13 protein-coding genes are annotated in these 18,642 nt (G+C 51.8%); 10 read left to right on the top strand and 3 right to left on the bottom strand.

The window, feature by feature from the left end; genetic code table 11:
- Positions 1-199 precede the first annotated feature (199 nt).
- From GJJ30_RS24220 to GJJ30_RS24190, 7 genes are all read left to right on the top strand, one after another.
- Positions 200-1,450 carry an MFS transporter gene (locus tag GJJ30_RS24220; protein ID WP_154177769.1) on the top strand — a complete coding sequence of 417 codons (1,251 nt, stop codon included), beginning with the start codon at positions 200-202 and terminating at the stop codon, positions 1,448-1,450.
- A 176-nt stretch (positions 1,451-1,626) separates the two neighbouring features.
- Positions 1,627-3,120 (top strand): L-fucose/L-arabinose isomerase family protein, encoded by a 1,494-nt coding sequence (locus tag GJJ30_RS24215; protein WP_154177768.1) that lies wholly within the window; start codon positions 1,627-1,629, stop codon positions 3,118-3,120.
- 35 nt (positions 3,121-3,155) lie between these two features.
- The gene (locus GJJ30_RS24210; RefSeq protein WP_154177767.1) at positions 3,156-6,356 is read left to right on the top strand and encodes a SusC/RagA family TonB-linked outer membrane protein; all 3,201 of its coding nucleotides are present in this window, start codon (positions 3,156-3,158) and stop codon (positions 6,354-6,356) included.
- A 32-nt stretch (positions 6,357-6,388) separates the two neighbouring features.
- Entirely contained in the window at positions 6,389-7,828 is a 1,440-nt protein-coding gene (locus tag GJJ30_RS24205) for a RagB/SusD family nutrient uptake outer membrane protein (RefSeq protein WP_154177766.1), read from the top strand.
- Between the two features lie 113 nt (positions 7,829-7,941).
- Complete coding sequence (locus GJJ30_RS24200) at positions 7,942-10,464, top strand: hypothetical protein (protein WP_154177765.1); 2,523 nt, start codon at positions 7,942-7,944, stop codon at positions 10,462-10,464.
- 103 nt (positions 10,465-10,567) lie between these two features.
- On the top strand, positions 10,568-13,411 hold the full coding sequence (locus tag GJJ30_RS24195; RefSeq protein ID WP_154177764.1) for a glycosyl hydrolase: 2,844 nt from the start codon (positions 10,568-10,570) through the stop codon (positions 13,409-13,411).
- A gap of 7 nt (positions 13,412-13,418) precedes the next feature.
- Entirely contained in the window at positions 13,419-14,123 is a 705-nt protein-coding gene (locus GJJ30_RS24190; RefSeq protein ID WP_154177763.1) for an SGNH/GDSL hydrolase family protein, read from the top strand.
- On the opposite strand, the gene GJJ30_RS24185 is transcribed toward GJJ30_RS24190, so the two are convergent.
- The 3 genes from GJJ30_RS24185 to GJJ30_RS24175 all read right to left on the bottom strand — a co-directional run bounded on the left by GJJ30_RS24185 (position 14,113) and on the right by GJJ30_RS24175 (position 15,853).
- Complete coding sequence (locus tag GJJ30_RS24185; protein WP_154177762.1) at positions 14,113-14,877, bottom strand: GntR family transcriptional regulator; 765 nt, start codon at positions 14,875-14,877, stop codon at positions 14,113-14,115. The genes GJJ30_RS24190 and GJJ30_RS24185 overlap by 11 nt on opposite strands.
- A 273-nt stretch (positions 14,878-15,150) precedes the next feature.
- Positions 15,151-15,489: a bacillithiol system redox-active protein YtxJ gene (ytxJ, locus tag GJJ30_RS24180; protein WP_154177761.1), complete on the bottom strand. Its 339-nt coding sequence runs from the start codon at positions 15,487-15,489 to the stop codon at positions 15,151-15,153.
- A gap of 64 nt (positions 15,490-15,553) precedes the next feature.
- Positions 15,554-15,853, bottom strand: coding sequence for a phosphoribosylpyrophosphate synthetase (locus tag GJJ30_RS24175; protein WP_154177760.1), 300 nt, complete (start codon positions 15,851-15,853; stop codon positions 15,554-15,556).
- 68 nt (positions 15,854-15,921) lie between these two features.
- Here GJJ30_RS24175 and GJJ30_RS24170 point away from each other — a divergent pair, with 68 nt between their 5' ends.
- Genes GJJ30_RS24170 through rsgA form a run of 3 tightly spaced genes read left to right on the top strand, consistent with a single transcriptional unit; the run spans position 15,922 to position 18,567 of the window.
- On the top strand, positions 15,922-17,169 hold the full coding sequence (locus tag GJJ30_RS24170; protein ID WP_154177759.1) for a 3-deoxy-D-manno-octulosonic acid transferase: 1,248 nt from the start codon (positions 15,922-15,924) through the stop codon (positions 17,167-17,169).
- Positions 17,153-17,593, top strand: a complete 441-nt coding sequence (locus GJJ30_RS24165) for a GxxExxY protein (RefSeq protein ID WP_310588378.1) — start codon at positions 17,153-17,155, stop codon at positions 17,591-17,593. The genes GJJ30_RS24170 and GJJ30_RS24165 overlap by 17 nt, the downstream gene beginning before the upstream one ends.
- A 41-nt stretch (positions 17,594-17,634) precedes the next feature.
- Positions 17,635-18,567: a ribosome small subunit-dependent GTPase A gene (gene rsgA / locus GJJ30_RS24160; RefSeq protein ID WP_154177758.1), complete on the top strand. Its 933-nt coding sequence runs from the start codon at positions 17,635-17,637 to the stop codon at positions 18,565-18,567.
- Positions 18,568-18,642 lie beyond the last annotated feature (75 nt).

Genomic DNA, 18,642 nt, shown 5'->3' with positions numbered 1-18,642 from the left:
ATTGGATTCCTGCAATTTATTTAAAAAAAAGTACCACTACCCCTTGATTTTCTCATCAATAGGCTTCTATCTTTGTTCACGCTAACTTAGTGCGTTAAGGTTAACGTTAGACAAAAGAGGTGAGACAAGAGATGTGCGACCTGTTTCCTCTTTATTCTCTTGTCTATTGTCTCACTTCTAAATTCGAAATTCCCAACCCATGCAAAAAAACATCCGCTGGCTGATCGTCTTCCTGCTTTTCATCGCAACCGGCCTGAGCTTTCTGGACCGGCAGGTGCTGTCGATTGCCATTCTGAAGATTCAGGAGGAATTTCACATTACGGATGTGCAGTATGGCATGATCAATACCAGTTTTCTGATCAGTTACGCCATTATGTTTACGCTGGGTGGCTGGCTCATCGACCGGATTGGCGGCCGAATGGGACTGGCGGTTTCGGTCGGGCTCTGGTCGATTGCCAACAGTCTGCACGCGGTTATGACCAGTTTTTCGCAACTGCTGACCTTTCGGTTTTTGCTCGGTGTGGGCGAAGGCGGTTGTTTTCCCGGTGCCGCCTGGACGGTTTTTCGCTGGTTCGACAAAAAAGAACGGGCGCTCGCCAACGGCATTGCCATCGGTGGTTCGGCCATCGGGGCCGTTGTTGCACCTCCTCTAACCATCTGGCTATCTTCTCATTACGGCTGGCGGGGCGGTTTTCTGATTCCCGGTTTAATCGGTATTGCCTGGGTGGTAGCCTGGTTGCTCATTCCGTGGAAGAAAGAAAACCGGATTGCCGTTGAATCCGAAAAAGTGGAAAAAATCGCCTTTCTGGAATTATTCAAAAAGCAGCCCACCTGGGTGTTTATCCTGATCCGTTTTCTGCTCGACCCGGTTTTCTATTTCATGATGTTCTGGATTCCGAAATACCTGAGTTCGGTCCGAAATGTATCATTTGAGCAGATTGGAAGCCTTTTCTGGATTCCGTTTCTGGCGCTGGGCATCGCCAACATTCTCGGCGGCTGGTTTTCCGGCCAGTTGATTGCCCGTGGCTTCTCGGTGAACAAAGCCCGTAAAACCGTCATGGGTATTGCGGCCGCGCTCACCCTTTCCACACCCTTGATCGAATGGGTATCCTCGGTCAACCTAGCGATTTCCCTCATGGCGGTTTTCATGTTCGCCCATGGTTTCTGGATTACCAATTACATCACCGCCATTTCCGACATGTTCGGACAAAAAGCCACTTCCACCGTCGTCGGTTTGTCGGGCACGGCTGGTGCGGTTTCGGGTTTACTGCTTAATCCGCTGATGGGCGTAGTGATTCAAAACTATTCGTATCGGCCCCTCTGGGTCGCGTCGGGTTTGCTGTATCCGCTGGCGTTTCTGTTACTTATCTGGCTGATTCCCAAAATAGTACCCTTGTTCAACCATTCCCAACCGGTGGCAATCATTCCGAATGGTGTCCAGGCGGATTGACGAATGAACCAAAGTCGAATCTCTATCAGCCCAGGGACCGTTGCGATTTAACCGTGAGCTGGTAGATAACCGTCAGTAATTCTCAATTTTTCTTATTTCTAACGGTGAATTCCAAAAACTTTACCTCTTTTAACTTAGTGCGTTAACATACTGAAACAAAGACACAATCTTATACTATGGAAAACGAATCGCTGAACCACGTAGCTGCCGCCGATCAGACGGGTTTTATCCAACGAAAAAAAACACGCGCCCGGATTGGAGTCTTTGGCGTCGGCTATTTTAAGTACTGGAGTCAGTTTGACGGATTGCTCGAGGATATGCTGAAAAAGCAGGCGGTTTTCATCGAAAAAATCGAATCCCTCAATTCGGTGGAAATCATCGACTTCGGGCTGGTCGACGACGTCAACAAGGCTTACGAACTGGTTCCGAAACTCCAGGCGGCAAACCTCGACCTGATTTTCTGCGACATGCTCACCTACGCTACCTCGAGCACGTTTGGGGTCGTCATCAAAAGCATCGACACGCCCATTGTCCTCGTTGCGCTGCAACCCGACAAAGCGATGGATTACAGTCGCGCATCGACCTATCTGCAGCTTTACAACGACGACATCTGCTCGCTGCCCGAATTTGCGGGAGTCGCCGTCCGGATGGGAAAAAAGGTGCCCCAGACGATCATCGGAACGCTGTTCGACGATCCCGCAGCCGACGCTGAAATTGAAGAATATTGCCGCATTGCCACGGTTTTGCACGATCTCAAAACCTCCAAAATCGGGCACATCGGCCACCCGATCGAAGCCATGCTGGACATGCATTCCGACTCGACGATGCTGACGGCCCACTTCGGCGTGCACATCGTCCAGTGTGAAGCACACGAAATCGTTTCGCAGTACCAGCAGGCCACGGAGAACGAAATTGAACGGGTTCAGGATCGAATTCTGGCCTTTTTCGACACGCCCGACCCGGTTTCTGACCCAATTTCCGAAAAGCTCCGCGACTCGGATCTGCGCATTGCCGCCCAGGTGGCCGTGGCACTGGAAAAATTTGTCAAGGCGAAAAAACTGGATGGGCTGGCCTATTACTACGACGGTCCCGAGGGCAGCGACACCCGCGTGGTGATGTCGAACCTGATCGTGGGCAATTCGCTGCTGCAGGGCGCCGGTTTTCCGATGTGTGGCGAATCCGACCTGAAAACCTGCATCGCCATGCTGATCATGGAGCGCCTGGGCATCGGGGGCAGTTTCGCCGAGTTTCACCCGGTCGATTTCAAGGAAGACTTTGTGCTGGTGGGCCACGACGGACCACACAACATCGCCATCGCCGACGGTCAACCGGTTTTACGGAGCCTGAAAAAATACCACGGCAAACCCGGTTTTGGCGCTGGCGTCGAGTTCAAAATCAAACAGGGACCGATTACAATGCTGAGTATCAGCTCGACGTACGAAGGAAAAATGAAATTCATCATTGCCGAAGGCGAGTCGCTGGCCGGGCCGATTCCGCCGACGGGCAACACGAATACGCGCGGTTTTTTCAAACCCGATGTCCGGACTTTCCTGAAACGGTGGATCAAAGCCGGGCCGACGCACCATTTCGCGCTGGGCGTTGGTCACCACGCCGAAACGATTCAAAAAATTGCCGATTACCTGAAAATTGAATCCGTCATTATCAATTGATAACACCCGGTGAATTATTTCTAAATCCTTGTCCTATGAACTATTTTTTATCCCATCGTCTGCAATCATTTCTGATTGTCAGCCTGTTAATCGTCACCCTGGGCAACGTGGCCTGGGCACAGTCGGGTTCCCGCGTGTCCATTGGCGGGAAAGTAACCGCCGAGGAAGATGGCCAGCCGCTGGTTGGCGCCACCATCACGGAAAAAGGAACTACCAACGGAACGACCTCGGATGCCGAAGGTAATTTCAAGCTGTCAATCTCCCCCAACGCCACCGTCGTCGTCAGTTTCATTGGGTATTCACCCTTCGAAACCGCTATAAAAAACCGCTCGGTACTCAATGTCGTCTTGAAAACCGATCAGCAGCAATTGCAGGACGTGGTGGTGGTCGGCTACGGAACCCAGCGCAAAAAGGATTTGACGGGCTCGATTGTCAATCTGTCCAGCAAAGATCTGGTGCCGGTGCCCTCGGCCACGAGCGTCGATCAGATGATGCAGGGAAAAGTGGCCGGGGTTCAGATCACGCAAACCTCGGGTGCACCGGGCGGTAACGTCAATGTCGTCATTCGCGGCATCAGCTCGATTACGGGCGGTAATTCGCCTTTGTACGTGGTCGATGGATATGCCATCGGCACGGGCGGGGGCGGTTCCGATTTGAGCACGTTCAGTTCCAGTTCGTATTCGGCCAGCGGCATTGCCAGCAGTAGTTCGACCAACCGGATCAACCCGCTCAGCACCATCAACCCTTCCGACATCGAGTCCATTCAGGTCCTGAAAGATGCGTCGGCCACTGCGATTTACGGGTCGCGCGGGGCAAACGGGGTCGTGCTTATTACGACCAAACGCGGCAAGCAGGGCAAAACCACGATCAGTTTCGAACATTCGACGGGCATTCAGCAACTGGCGAAAAAACTGAAACTGCTGACGCCCCGCGAATACGCCGAATATGTGGCCGAAGGTCGGGACAACGCCTGGGTGTTTGCGGGCGGAAAAGCCTCCGATCCCAACAACGTCCGCAGCACGGCCACGCAGGTTAAACCCGGTTTTCGAACGCCGGATCAGTTTGCCAATTCCGGTTATGGCACCGACTGGCAGGATGTTATTTTCCAGCAGGGGCTGGTTCAGAATTACCAGCTGGCGGCCAGCGGAACCGGCAAAGATGTCAGTTATTACGTTTCGGGCGGTTTTTTCGATCAGAAAGGCATCATCATTGGCTCTAACTTCAAGAAGTTTACGCTGCGGACCAACATCGACGCCCAGTTGTCTCCGCGACTGAAACTGGGAGCGTCGTTTTCGGGGGCGCATTCCTACGGGGATTTTGCCCGCGCCGAAGGTCACCTGCAATACCGGGGCCTGATTTCGGCGGCTTTGGCCAGCGATCCCACCATTCCGATCTACGACGCCAACGGCAATTATTACTCCGAATTTTCCGATCCGACGGGCATCCCGGTCGAGCACCCGCTGATCATTGCAGCCGAATTTTCGGACAAACGAAACAACACAAACGTATTCACCAACAATTATTTACAGTACGAAATTGCCAACGGATTGATTTTTAAAACGTCGGTTGGGGTCAATTATTCCAACAACATCACGCGTTTGTGGAAATCCTCGAAAGTCGGTCTGGCAACTAGCCGGACGGGCGCGGCCACGGCGGGTGTGACGGAAGGAAAAAGCCTGAACTGGCTGAACGAGAACACCCTGAATTACCGCCACCGGTTTGGCGAAAAACACGATCTCGACGCACTGGTCGGCTATACCGTTCAGAAAAATACCGATGAAATAGTCCAGGCCGGAGCGTCCGATTTCCCGACCGACGACGTGCATTACCTGGCCGCCGGAGCCGTTACGTCCGGAACCAATTATAAAAGTGAGTGGTCGATGCTATCGTGGCTGGCGCGTGTCAATTACACACTGGCTGGCAAATACCTGTTTACGGCCACCATCCGGCAGGACGGCAGTTCCCGGTTTGGTCGAGAAAACCGCTGGGGTACATTCCCTTCGTTTTCAGCGGCTTACCGACTTTCCGACGAATCGTTCATGAAACCGGTCAGCTTCATCAGCGACCTGAAAATCCGGGCGAGCTACGGGATTGCCGGTAACAACCTGATTCCGAATTACGCCAGTCAGGGTTTGCTGGGCATTTCGCGGAATGTGTCGAACGGTCAGGTCGTTTCGGGCGTCGTGCCGAGCAGTCTGGCCAACAACGTCCTGACCTGGGAGCAATCGGTGCAAACCAACGTCGGAATTGATCTGGCGTTGTTTCAAAACCGCCTGAGCCTGACCGTCGATGCGTATCGGACCCATAAAAAAGACCTCTTGCTGAACGTAATCCTGCCCGCAGCGTCCGGTTTTAGCAGTTCGCTCCAGAACATCGGCGAGGTAGAGAATAAGGGTCTTGAATTGACGATTAATTCGGAAAATATCCGCAAGGGAGGTTTTCAGTGGAACACGGATTTTAACATCAGCTGGAACCGGAACAAAGTGCTGGCGCTCAACTCGGCTACGAGCCGCATTGCCACTTCGGATTACCAGGTCGCTCAGGTCGGCTATCCGATTTCCAGCTTCCGGCTGTTGAATATTCTGGGCGTCTTCAAGACGCAGGAAGAGGTCAATTCCAGCCCGAAACAGCACCCGCAGGTACAGCCGGGCGACTTCCGCTACCAGGATGCCGACGGCAACGGAACCATTACGCAAAACGACCGCACGATTGTCGGTAATCCCTGGCCGGATTTTACGTGGGGATTGGGCAACCGGTTTTCCTACAAAAATTTCTCCCTGAATATCAGTGTCAACGGATCGCAGGGCAACGAGATTTACTTTCAGGGCGGGGAAGTTTCGCTGAACGGTGCCGGGGTTCAGAACCAGCTCAGCGTCATGGCCGACCGCTGGCGATCGTCCTCAGCTCCCGGTGCGGGAACGTATTCGCGCGCCATCCGGAACGACTACGCGTTTGGTTTCAGCGCCGGAACTACCAAGTATTTGTTCGACGGTTCTTACCTCCGCATCCGGAACGTCAACCTCAATTATGCCTTTCCACAATCCCTTGTGACACGGCTTAAATTGCAGGCTTTATCGGTTTACCTCGACGCGACGAACCTCTACACGTTCACGAAATACCCCGGCTACGACCCCGAAGGCAGCACCACCGGCGACAACATTGCCCGGAGCGGTATCGACTTCTTTGCTTATCCCAATCCACGGACGTACACCATCGGGTTACGGGTAACTTTCTAATTCAGTCATCGGATGATCAACTTGATACTGCCATGAAAAAGAACATAATCCTCTTCCTTCTCGTACTTGCAACGGCCACATCCTGCAAGGACTTTCTGGCCCTGAGTCCTGAATATCAGATCAGTGACCAGACCTTTTACAAAAATCAGAACGATTTTGAGACGGCTCTGACGGGCGTTTACAGTACCTTGCGTGGTATGTTCAACACCAGCAATGCGCAATACCTGGGCGATCTGACAACCGACAACGCCGAAATTCAGTGGTCGTCGCCCTCGGTGAACGAGATGCAGCTGGACCAGAACGCGGTGGTTTCGACGAACAGTAACATTCAGGGCGCCTGGAATACCTGCCTGTATACCATCTCGCGCAGCAATGCGATCATTAACCGCATCGACGGCGTCAGTTTCGATCAGACCACCAAAGACCGCATCAAGGGCGAAGCCAAATTCCTGCGGGCTTACAGCTATTTTTACCTGGTCCGGTTGTTCGGCAACGTGCCCATCATCGACAAGGAATTTAGCAGTCCGGAAGAAGTCGCAGCCGCTGATCTGTCACTCAAACCGGCCGCACAGGTGTATCAAGTGATTCTGGCGGATTTGGGGAGCGCCGAAACCCTGTTGCCAGCTACGCTCAATACCGACCGCACCCGGGCGTCGCGCTCAACGGTAAAAGCGGTTTTGGGCAAAGTGTATCTGACCTTAAAAAATTACGACCAGGCTGCCGCCAAGTTGAAAGAAGTCATCGATGCCAAAACGTATTCGCTCGTTGCTGACTATAAAACGCTGTTTACCAACGGCAATAACAACCTGAGCGAATCCATTTTTGAGGTCGAATACGTGTCGGGGCGCAGCATGGGCAACAATTATTCGTCCCTGTTTACCCCGGCCATTACCAGCATGGCGATTTTTACGGGCAACCTGCAAGGTTCCGGCCGGATTGTGCCAACGCTGGATGTAATTCGGGCTTACGAACCCGGCGACGCCCGCAAGGCGGTTTCGGTCAATGACTCGGTGTTGCTGATCGGCGGCAAGAAATCCTACAGCCGCTACGGCCTGAAATTCGTGGATTTCAAAGCCATCGACCTGTCCGACGGCAGCGTGACGTTCACCGAACTGCGGTATGCCGACGTGCTGCTGATGTATGCCGAAGTGTTGAACGAACAGGGTAAAACCGCCGATGCCCTGCCCTTTATCAATCAGGTGCGGAATCGGGCCAAACTAGCGAATGTAACCGAAACCACGCAGGCCGGTTTGCGGCTGGCGATCGAGAAAGAACGGCGGCTCGAATTTCTGTTCGAAGGCCAGCGCTGGTTCGACCTGGTGCGGACGGGACGGGCGCAAACCGTCCTGAATGCGCACTACGCCAGCCTGAAACTGAACTTCAAAGTCGATGATTTCGAGCTGATCTTCCCGATTCCGCAGAACGAAGTCGACCTGAATCCGACGGTCATCAAGCAGAATCCGGGGTATTGATTTTTTACTTTCGCGGAGTTAAGCAGAGCTAAAAAGAGATAAGCGGAGATAAATAAAACCTCTGCGTAACTCATTTTTACTCCGCTCAACTCTGCGAAACAACTTAGCTCCATATGCGCTTAGCTATCTTACTAATCCTGCTTCTAACCGGTTTTACAAATCCGGTCGAAACCCCGAATCTGGATAACTCGACCTTAAAAGGAAAACCGTTCCACAACATCACGCTGGAAGCCTCGCTCAAGCCGTTCAAGAAAAACGACAAGGCTTATATTCAGCAGGTTGCGACGGAACTTTTCACCCAGTGGCAGTCGCTCCTGCGTCACACCGACACGGTTTCCGTCATGCTCTGGACCTCCGACGGTTCGGAAATTCTGGATTACAAAGGCAACCTGAACCAGCCGCTGGAATGGGCGCGCTACATCGGCAATCCGAATACGGAACACGAAGTGGGTTCGGGGCCGAAAGACTTATCGCTGCACGAACGCGCCTACTTATACCTCGAAAATCCGCCCAAATTCACCTACGGTGACCTGAAATTCATCATTCAGACGCTGAAAGAAACCGGGCAGAAAATCACCGGCAAACCCGTTCGGATCGGCGCGACGTTTGACCCCGGTCCGGAATTTGCCAAATCGGAGTTTAAGTACAAAAAACACCCCGAAATTCTCGGCGGCAACGCGATGGGCCACAAAACGATGGTCAGTTGCTACTCGACCCTGAACGCCGATACCGAAGCCTATGCCGGTTTTCCGAAAGGCATTCCGGCCAATACGCCATTCGGCACGTTTCTCGGTCGCCAGAGTCAGCATTTTCTGACGGATCTGGGCTACGATTTCATCTGGCTCAGCAACGGTTTTGGGTTTGGCGTCGAAGGCTGGTCGTCGACCGGCGCAACCTTTACGGGTAAGGCGTTTTTACCGGAAAAACTGGCGAACACGAAAGAACTGATCGCCGGTTTCTGGAACCTGTTTCGGAAAGAATGCCCGAAATTTCAAATCCAGACGCGCGGCACCAACCTCTCAACCGGCGCGGATCTGGCGCGCGATGGCGTCGATCTGAAGCAGATTTACGGCGGAAAATACAACATGCTGCCGCCCCCGAATTCGCCCTGGGCCGCTCTGGACGGCGATTTTGGGCTGGAAATGGTGGGTTATATGTCGCGCATGGCCGAGCTGCCCGACGAGCGGTATCTGTTCCGGTATTACACCCACGATCCGTGGTGGGTCAACAGTCCGTGGCTGGATCGCTACGGACAGGAACCGCACGATATTTACCTGCCGATGGCCGTAGCCCGTATCAACGCAAAGGGTGAAATCCGGCTTCCGACGCACCTGAATTTCCTGACCGCCGATAATTCGTACGGCGAGTTGCCCGCCCAGGTGCCCGATGAGGTGATTCCGCACATTCTGAAAGCCCGCTACGATTCGCCGACGGCTCCGGGGCCGCTTGTCTGGGTCTATCCGTTCGACGAATACCACACCTGGGCTTACAAACAGCCGGATCGATTACCGGAAATTTACTACGGCGACTGGCTCATCCGCCAGGCCATCAACAACGGTTTTCCGCTGAATACCATTCTTTCGACCGGTTCATTCCAGCAAGTGATGACCGAAAAACCGGCTTTTTTCAATGAATCGATTCTGGTTTCGATTGTACCGGAAACCGGTTCGGCGTTCGAGAAAAAGCTGATCGATTTCGTGCAGAACGGCGGCAAATTACTGGTTTACGGCCCCGCCGACCACGCCGGAGCGGCTTTTCTCAACTTGCTGAATCTCCGGAATGGTCCGGCGCTGGAGGACGAATTTCAGGTCAATTCATCGATTAATGTCGACAAGCTGACAAGAAATTATCCAGACAAAATGATCCATCAGGCGCTGTTTTCGGGGGGCGGAATCGCTACGCAGGTGAAAAACAAAGCCGATGGCGGAACCAAAATCCTGGCCAGAGTGACCCAATCCGGCAATGAACGCGAGGTCGTTTGGGTGCGCGAAAAACCGGAATGGAACGGCGGAAAAGTGGCCTACGTGCGCGGCACCAATTCGAGCAGGTTCACCGGCGGGAAACTGCTGGCGCCCGACAATCCGGAGGAACTGTTCACCGGGCCGCTGCTGATGCGGTACGTATTGAAGGAGTTCGGCGTCGATTACCGGATCGACAAACGGAATCCATCGGTCAAAAACCCCGTTTTGACGATTTCCCGCAGTAGCAACGGTTTCCTGTTTTCCGGTTATTGCCCGAACACGACCATCACGCACCGGTTCAAACTGCCGCAGGGCGCGCCGATTCTGACGGGTTACGAAACCGAACTGGCCGACGGTTTTTCGGTGTATTCCCTGCCCAAAGCCTGGCACCGCGAAAGCCGGTTTTTCATTGACCAGCCCGACGGCATGGTTTCCTGCCAGGAAATGACGTCAGGCGTCCAACGGATGAAACGCTGCGTTAAACTGACGGGCCTGAAAAATGCGACCGTGCGGATCTACCCGGATGATGAGGTCACGGAACAGGGCTTAAACGTCTATACCAATGCGGGTTATCCCTGGAAAAAAGGAAAAACCGCCTTCAAAACCGGTGATAAAAAGTACGGTAAACATTACGTCGTCGAGAATGTAACCGGTGATCTGGTCGCGTTCTGGTAATCCCACTTTTGCCCCCAACCCCCAAAAGGGGTTTATACAATCGTATTTCTAAGCCCCTTTTAGGGGGTTGGGGGCAATTTTAACCCTTAACTACATTCTTCCGATGAAATTCACCTCCTGCCTGTTGGGAATCGGACTCATCGTTTCGTTGGTTTCGTGCCGGAAAACCGCTCCCGAAACCGAAACGTTGAGTTACTCAACCCTGAAAGAAGGTTTCAAAAATCCGCCGATTCCGGCCCGACCGAAAGTCTATTGGTGGTGGCTGAACGGATATGTCGATACGCTTCGGCTGAAGGAAGAACTGGTGGCCATTAAAAACGCCGGACTTGGGGGCGTCGATCTGTTCGAGATCGGCTTACCACCCGCCAGCGACCCCAACCAGCTCATTCCGGCGGGCCCGGCTTTCATGAGCGACGAGTCGGTGAAAAACATTGCGATGGCGATTCGGGAAGCCGGAAAACTCGATCTGGAAGTGGGCCTGAACCTCGCCAGCAGTTGGAACGCCGGAGGAAGCTGGGTAAAACCGCAACACGCGGCCAAAACCATTTACTACTCCAAAACAACGCTGAAAACCGCTGGCGATCAGGCTATTAAACTACCATTTCCAACCATTACCCCCGACAAAAAAGGCCAGCCCCGGCCCATTGTGTACGGAGCCGACGGCAAACCGGCGTACCACGAAGAAGTGGCTGTGATTGCTTTGCCTGCCGGTCAAACCTCGCAGCTTGATACCACGAAAGTCATCAACGTAACGGCTTTTTTTGATCCCAAAGCCGAGCAGCTCAACTGGAAAGCTCCAGCGGGCGCGTGGGATGTTTACCGCTATGTTTGCTCCAATTCCGGTGAGCAGTTGATCCGCCCTACGCCTAATTCGCTCGGCCCGATCATCGATCATTTTGATTCGACAGCCACGCGCATGCACGTCATGTATTTCATCGATCGCCTAAAACCAGCTATCGGCGATTTCAGCAAAAGCGCGTTAAAGAACTTGTATCTAGCCAGTTACGAAGCCAAAGAGTTTACCTGGACACCCACCCTACCAGCGGCTTTCAAGAAGCTGAATGGTTACGATCTCTATAAATTTCTGCCCGCCATTTACAACAAAGACTGGTATCGGCCGGAGGTTGCGGAAAATTTCCAGTTCGATTTTGACAAAACGCTGTCCGAACTGATGATCCACAACCATTACCGGAAAGCCAAAGAAATCTGCAACAGCTACGGTTTGCAGATCATTTCCGAATCGGGCGGGCCGGGGCATTTGCACCACATTCCGGTCGAAACGCTGAAAGCGCTGGGTTCGCTGGACGTTCCGCGCGGGGAATACTGGTACAATCGCACGTTTTTCATGGAAAACGATAAAGATAGTCTGGTCGACATGATCTGGCTGGTGAAGGAAATCGCGGCAGCTTCGCACATTTACAAGCGCGGCATGGTCGAGGAAGAGTCTTTTACGAGTTATTGGGACTGGCAGGAAGGCCCCTCCGACCTGAAAATCATCGCCGACCGGGCGTTCTGCGAAGGCATGAACCGGTTGGTGATCCACGGTTTTCCGCACAACCCCGCGATTATGGGACATCCGGGAATCGCGTATTTTGCCGGAACGCACTACAACGACCGAACGACCTGGTGGCCGAAGGTAAAACCGTTCAACGACTACCTCAGCCGGGTATCGTATATTTTGCAAAAAACCGCGTTCGTCGCCGATGTGCTGCATTATTACGGCGACAAGGTACCGAACCTGATTCCGCCCAAAAACACCCGGTTTTCGGTAGGGCCCGGCTATGATTATGAGGTTGTCAATACGGAAGTATTACTCCGCGATCTGACCGTTGAAAACGGCGAATGGGTGTTACCCGGTGTCGGCCGCTACAAGGTGTTAAGCATTGGGAATGAGGGACGTATTCCTTTCGAAGTTCGGGAGAAGTTGAAAAGACTGACCGAACAGGGTGGTCGTTTTGTCGAGCAAAAACCGGCTTTACCAGTTTTGCAGGAGTTGAAACTTTCGCCCGATTTCAGCTACGCCGATCAGAAAGTCGATCAGCGGGAAACGCCCCTGGATTACATTCACCACCGAAATGGTGAGTTGGATTTTTACCTGATCCGTAACACGACCCATCAATGGATTACGCGGAATTGCTTCTTCCGCCAAACGGACAAAACGCCCGAAATCTGGAATCCGGAAACAGGCGAAACCGCTCCGATTACGGTCTATAATCAGGCCGATGGGCGCATTCAACTGCCGGTTTCGCTGCCGCCTTACGGGTCCTGTTTTGTCGTTTTTTCAAAGGAAACCGCCCCGTCGCATTTTACCGAACTGGCCGGTTCCGGCACTTACCCACCCCAATTGGCGTTTACGCCCAACGGATTGACGCTTTTTCAATCCGGCGCGTTTGAATTAAAGAAAGAAGCTGGTTTTGAGCAGGTTGACAATACCTCACCGGCGGTGACCCTGACCGGTCCGTGGCAGCTCAGCTTTCCCAAAGGCTGGGGCGCTCCCGAAACCGCCACCTTTCCGAAGCTGATTTCCTGGACGCAATCGGATCAGCCAGGTATTCGCTATTTTTCGGGTATAGCCGCCTACCAAACGTCTTTTGATTACAAACCGGCAACGGGTTCCGCGCAAAATCAGCGGGTTTATCTCGATCTGGGAAATGTATCAAAAGTCGGTGAGGTCTGGCTGAACAACCAGCCGTTGGGCATCGTCTGGACACCGCCGTATCGTTGCGATATTACCGATGTTGTGAAAACCGGGAACAATACGTTAAAAGTGGAAGTCGCCAATACCTGGTCGAATCGGCTAACCGGCGACGCCATTACTGGCGAGAAATTCACGAAAACCAATATTACCAAGGCTAATAAAAACCTCGTTCCCTGGGGCGAATTACCCCTGATCGAGTCGGGTTTGCTGGGACCGGTGACGATTAACACTGTAAAAACCGTCTACTAATCGAAGTATGAAAAATGCCCTTTTGATTGCCCTGTTTCTGGGATTTTCGTTCACCCTGAAAGCCCAGGTTGCTGATTCAGAGATGTATTTATCTGACCTGAAAAAGGAGCTGATAATAGAATGGCCGAAAAACCGCACGATCAATCTGGTGTTTCACGGGCATTCGGTTCCCGCCGGTTATTGGGAGAACCATGAAGTCCATACGCTGGAATCGTACCCAAATCTGGTGCTGACCAAATTGAAAGAAAAGTATCCGTATGCGGTTATCAATGTGATTGTTACGGCGATTGGTGGTGAAAATTCGATCAAAGGCCAGGAGCGGTTTGAAAAAGATGTGCTCGTCCATAAACCGGATGTTCTCTTCATCGATTACGCGCTGAACGACCGCGGTGCCGGGCTCGAAAAAGCAAAAGAAGCCTGGGATAAAATGATTCAATCGGCGCTTTCAAAAAATATAAAAGTGATTTTGCTGACACCCTCACCCGATCAGCGAGTCGATATAAAAGTCGCCGGAAACGATCTGGAATTGCACACCAATCAGATTATAAAACTGGCCGAAACGAACCATATCGGATTGGTCGATTCGTACGCCCAATTCAATAAAATAGCGACTCGCGGTGATTTAGTGAAGTATATGGCGTCCGTCAACCATCCCAATCTGGCAGGCCATCAACTGATTGCAAATGAGTTGATCAAGTGGTTTACGAAGTAATCGGTTTGGTGGGTCGGTAATCGTGGTCGGGGCTGGCAATGACGGCGAATTTGTATTTATCGCCGTGGTAATACGACTGTTCAATTTCGACCACTTTTTCACCCGTACAGATCACCGCACTGTCCAGAACGAAGGCCGGCGTGGGTTTAACCAGATCGAAATTATTGGTATTGGGTTGCATAATCGTTACGCCCAAGGTCTGCTGCACTTCACTGATTTTCAGATGGTACGAATTTTCGTAAACTTTGAAATATGAAATTTCCGTCGGCATTTTATTGATCTTCGGGCACAGGGTTAACGAAATGTATTTCACCTCGTCTTTGATCAATAAATCGTCGGCATAGCGGAGCTGGTGCAATTTTAAAACCGGCCCATCAATGATAAAATGACGGCCGTTTATTTCCGACGAGATTCCATCATCCAGAATTGTCTTTTCCAGAACAATATTTTTTGGCGTAAACCCTTCGGCAATCAGGCTGTCGTGAAAACCGCGTCGGGTCGCGTAAATCGATCCCAGCGTACGGATTAAATGATGGTCATCAGTCCGGTTTAATACGTAAGTTCCCTTTCCTTTTATCCGTTTGGCCCAGCCTTTTGATTCGATTTCGAGCAGCGCTTTCCGCGCCGTTGTATTACTGATTTGAAAATGTTTTATCAGCTCATTTTCGGATGGAATCTGATCGCCCGGCTGCAATTCACCCGTCTTAATCTTTTCGATAATGCTATCACTGATCGAAATGAATTTTGATGTCATTTTTGCTGATAAAAATAAAGGTCATCACCGCCCGATTCCGATCAGAAGATCACCTGCGATAGCGATTATAAACGAAATTACAACAGTCTTGCCTAAAGTGCCAAATGTGGGGTCCGAAACCCTGTCAGCGGTTGTAAACCCTGACAGCGGTTTAAGTCATAACAAAATATACTCAACCGCTGTCAGGGTTTACAACCGCTGACAGGGTTTCGCACAAAAAAACACCCGATCTACAGCAAGATGCGGGTGCTCTGGATGATGTCAATAATTGAATTATACCGTGACGACCTGTTGTTTCAACTCATCGAACGAAATTTCAAAATGGGAGGCATCGTAAATGCATTCGCCGTTCTGAATCAGCAGAACCTGCGGAGACTGGTGATCAACTCCGAAGGTTTCAGCCACCTCGCCCGACACCGAACGGTACGAAATCAGATCTAAATAATACGGTTTGATGCCGACCGAATCGCTCCAGTTGCGCTCTAAACGGCTTAAAGCCGTTGAACTGATGGAGCAGCGGGTGCTGTGTTTGAAAATCAAAACCGGCTGTTCAGCCGACTCTTGTTTGATTTGGGCTAATTGGGCGTTGTCCTGCAGTTTGTTCCAGTTCATATGCTTGTTCACACGTAACTACGTGCATATAAGCCATATTGGGTCGGAAAAGTTTCGTCCTGAATCAGACAATTTTTAACTTTTCCACCATCTCCCCCGACACTTCGTCCGCGTAAGGCCCGTACGCACTGATCAGCGTGCCTTTTTGGCCATCGACGGATTCGATGGTGTACAAAACCGTGTTGTCGTCCGGATCGCTCATTCCCTCAAACCGGAAATAATCCACAATGTGAAATTGTCGGGGGCTGAGTTGCAGGTCTTTATCGAGGCAAACCAGGCCGTCGTTCGCCAGATTGAAGTCGAGCGTATACCCTTTCTTTTTCAGGTCGTCGAGGGCTTCGACGAGCGTGTCATACGATTGCATGGGCTTATGCGTTAAAAGATACCGATTGAGTTTGTAGTTTTGCGGATTCGAACCAACGAACCATCCGCTTGCTTTCAGCACTCTATACCACGTCGATCCGACTTTATCAGGCCACACTCCGGGCTGCGGCTTTATTTCATCCCAAAGCCCGGCTGGCGATCCAGGGGCGCAACGGATGGTTACAACAAATTAACGCAAAATTGGCTGATAATTCAGCACCGATTGCCTGGTTTCATGCCGCGTCGTTGGGCGAATTTGAGCAGGGACGCCCGGTGATGGAGGTTTTTCGGCAGCAGTATCCCGGTTACAAAATTCTGCTCACCTTTTTCTCGCCCTCGGGTTACGAAGTCCGGAAAAACTACGCGGGGGCGGATTATATTTTCTATTTACCTTTCGATACGCCCGCCAACGCCCGGCAATTTATCGAACGTGTGAAACCGGTCGTTGCGTTTTTCATCAAGTATGAATTCTGGTACCATTACCTGCGGGAACTCCACGCCCGGCATATTCCAATCCTTTCGTTTTCGGCCATTTTCCGTCCCGATCAGATTTTCTTCAAACCCTACGGTGGTTTTTACCGGGGCTTTCTGCGATTTTTCGATCACATTCTGGTGCAGAATCAGGAGTCGGTTGACCTGCTGAAAAGCATCGGCATAAAGAAAGTTACGCTGGCGGGCGACACGCGGTTCGACCGGGTGAAGCAGGTTGCGGAAGCCAAGAAAGACATTCCAATTGCCCGCCATTTCAAAGCTGGTAAGCCCCTGCTGGTCGTGGGCAGTGCCTGGCAGGCCGACATGGACGTGCTGATTCCTTTCCTGAAGCAGTTCGATCAGCCGCTGAAGGTCATCATTGCGCCCCACGAAATTCACGACGACGAAATCGAGCGTTGGCGAAGCCAGCTCCCCGGCCAAACCGTGCGGTTTTCCGAAGCGGTTAACCATCCAACCCTCAAACCATTCAACCACCTAATCATCGACAACATCGGCATGCTGTCGTCGCTGTATCAATACGGCGAATTTGCGTACATCGGCGGGGCATTTGGGAAGGGGCTGCATAATATTCTGGAAGCCGCGACTTTCCGGGTTCCGCTCTTTTTCGGGCCGAACTACGGGAAATTTCAGGAAGCGGTCGATCTGGTGAAGGCCGGGGCGGCTTTTCCGGTTTCCGACTCCGCTCAGCTCAACACGGTTTTCCGGCGGATTTACGAAGACCCGTCGCAAGCTTCGGCGATTGCGGGCGATTACGTTACTCTGAATACCGGTGCAACGTCTAAAGTGATGAAAATCGTGAAGGACACGGTTGTTTCGCGAAGTTGAGCGGAGTTGCATAGAGTTTAGCGGAGAAAAAATGGAGGATCGCCAATTATCTTATCAGATTATTAAGGGTGCGATTGAGGTACATCGGGCTTTGGGGCCGGGTTTACTGGAATCCGCATATCAGGAATGTTTACAATACGAACTATCGGAATACGGTTTATATGTTGAGCGGGAGAAGCCGATGCCAATCGTTTACAAAGAAGTTCGGTTAAATCACGGTTACCGAATGGATTTACTGGTGGAAGGCCGAATCGTTGTGGAAACAAAAACCGTTGAAGCCCTAACGGATGTTCATTTTGCCCAACTGCTCACCTATCTGAAATTAGGTCAATTTCGGTTAGGTTTATTAATCAATTTTCACGTAACCTTGTTAAAAGAAGGAGTAAGCCGAGTCCTCAATCCCGAACTAAAAAACTCCGCTTAACTCTGCATACTCCGCTCAACTCCGCGAAACAACACAAAACTTTGCAAACTCAAACTGGCTTAGTCATACGCTCCACCGGTTCCTGGTACGAAGTCCGCAACGACGACGGACACATTTACCGCGCCCGGCTGAAAGGCAAATTCAAGATTCAGGGGCTGAAAGTCACCAATCCGATTGCCGTGGGCGACCGCGTGCAGTTCGAACTGGAAGACGAACTCGAAAATACCGTCGTCATCACCGACATCGAGCCCCGCGAGAATTACATCATTCGGAAATCCGTTCACAAAACCGGTCACGGACACATTCTGGCCGCCAACCTCGACCAGGCGGTTTTGATCGTCACGCTGGCGTTTCCGCGCACCTCTCTCGGTTTCATCGACCGGTTTTTAGTCACCTCCGAATCGTTCCGCATCCCGACCACCCTGGTTTTCAACAAAGCCGACATTCTGAAAGACGAAGCCCTTGACTACCAGCGCGAAATCATCGATCTCTACGAAAAAATCGGCTACGACTGTCTGGAAACATCGGCCACTGAAGGTGCCAATGTCGATGTGTTTCGAAACTTGCTGGATCAGAAAATCAGTCTGTTAGCGGGTCATTCGGGCGTTGGAAAATCGTCGCTGGTTAATGCCGTCGCGCCCGACCTGCAACTTCGCACGAGTGAGGTTTCGACCTTCGCCAACAAGGGCGTTCACACAACGACCTTCGCCGAAATGTTCGAAATTGCGCCCGACACCTACATTATCGATACGCCCGGCATCAAGGAATTGGGGCTGGCCGACATGGCGAAGGAGGAAATCAGCCATTATTTTCCCGAAATGCGCGACCGCCTGAACCAGTGCCGGTTTCACAACTGCCTGCACATCAATGAACCCGGCTGCGCCATCAAAGAAGCTGTCGGCAATGAAGAAATCGCCGAAAGCCGCTACTGGAGCTACATCGGCATGGTTTCGGGCGAAGATAACCGGAAGTGAGTTGGGAGTTATGAATGATGAGTTATGACGGGACCACCCGCGCGGTTGGCTGCCGCAGTTTTCAACATGATAATC

This window comes from Larkinella terrae, from assembly GCF_009668025.1.
Taxonomy (GTDB): domain Bacteria; phylum Bacteroidota; class Bacteroidia; order Cytophagales; family Spirosomataceae; genus Larkinella; species Larkinella terrae.
The sequence above is the reverse complement of the archived record's forward strand: the minus strand, read 5'-3'. Positions and strand labels throughout refer to the sequence as shown.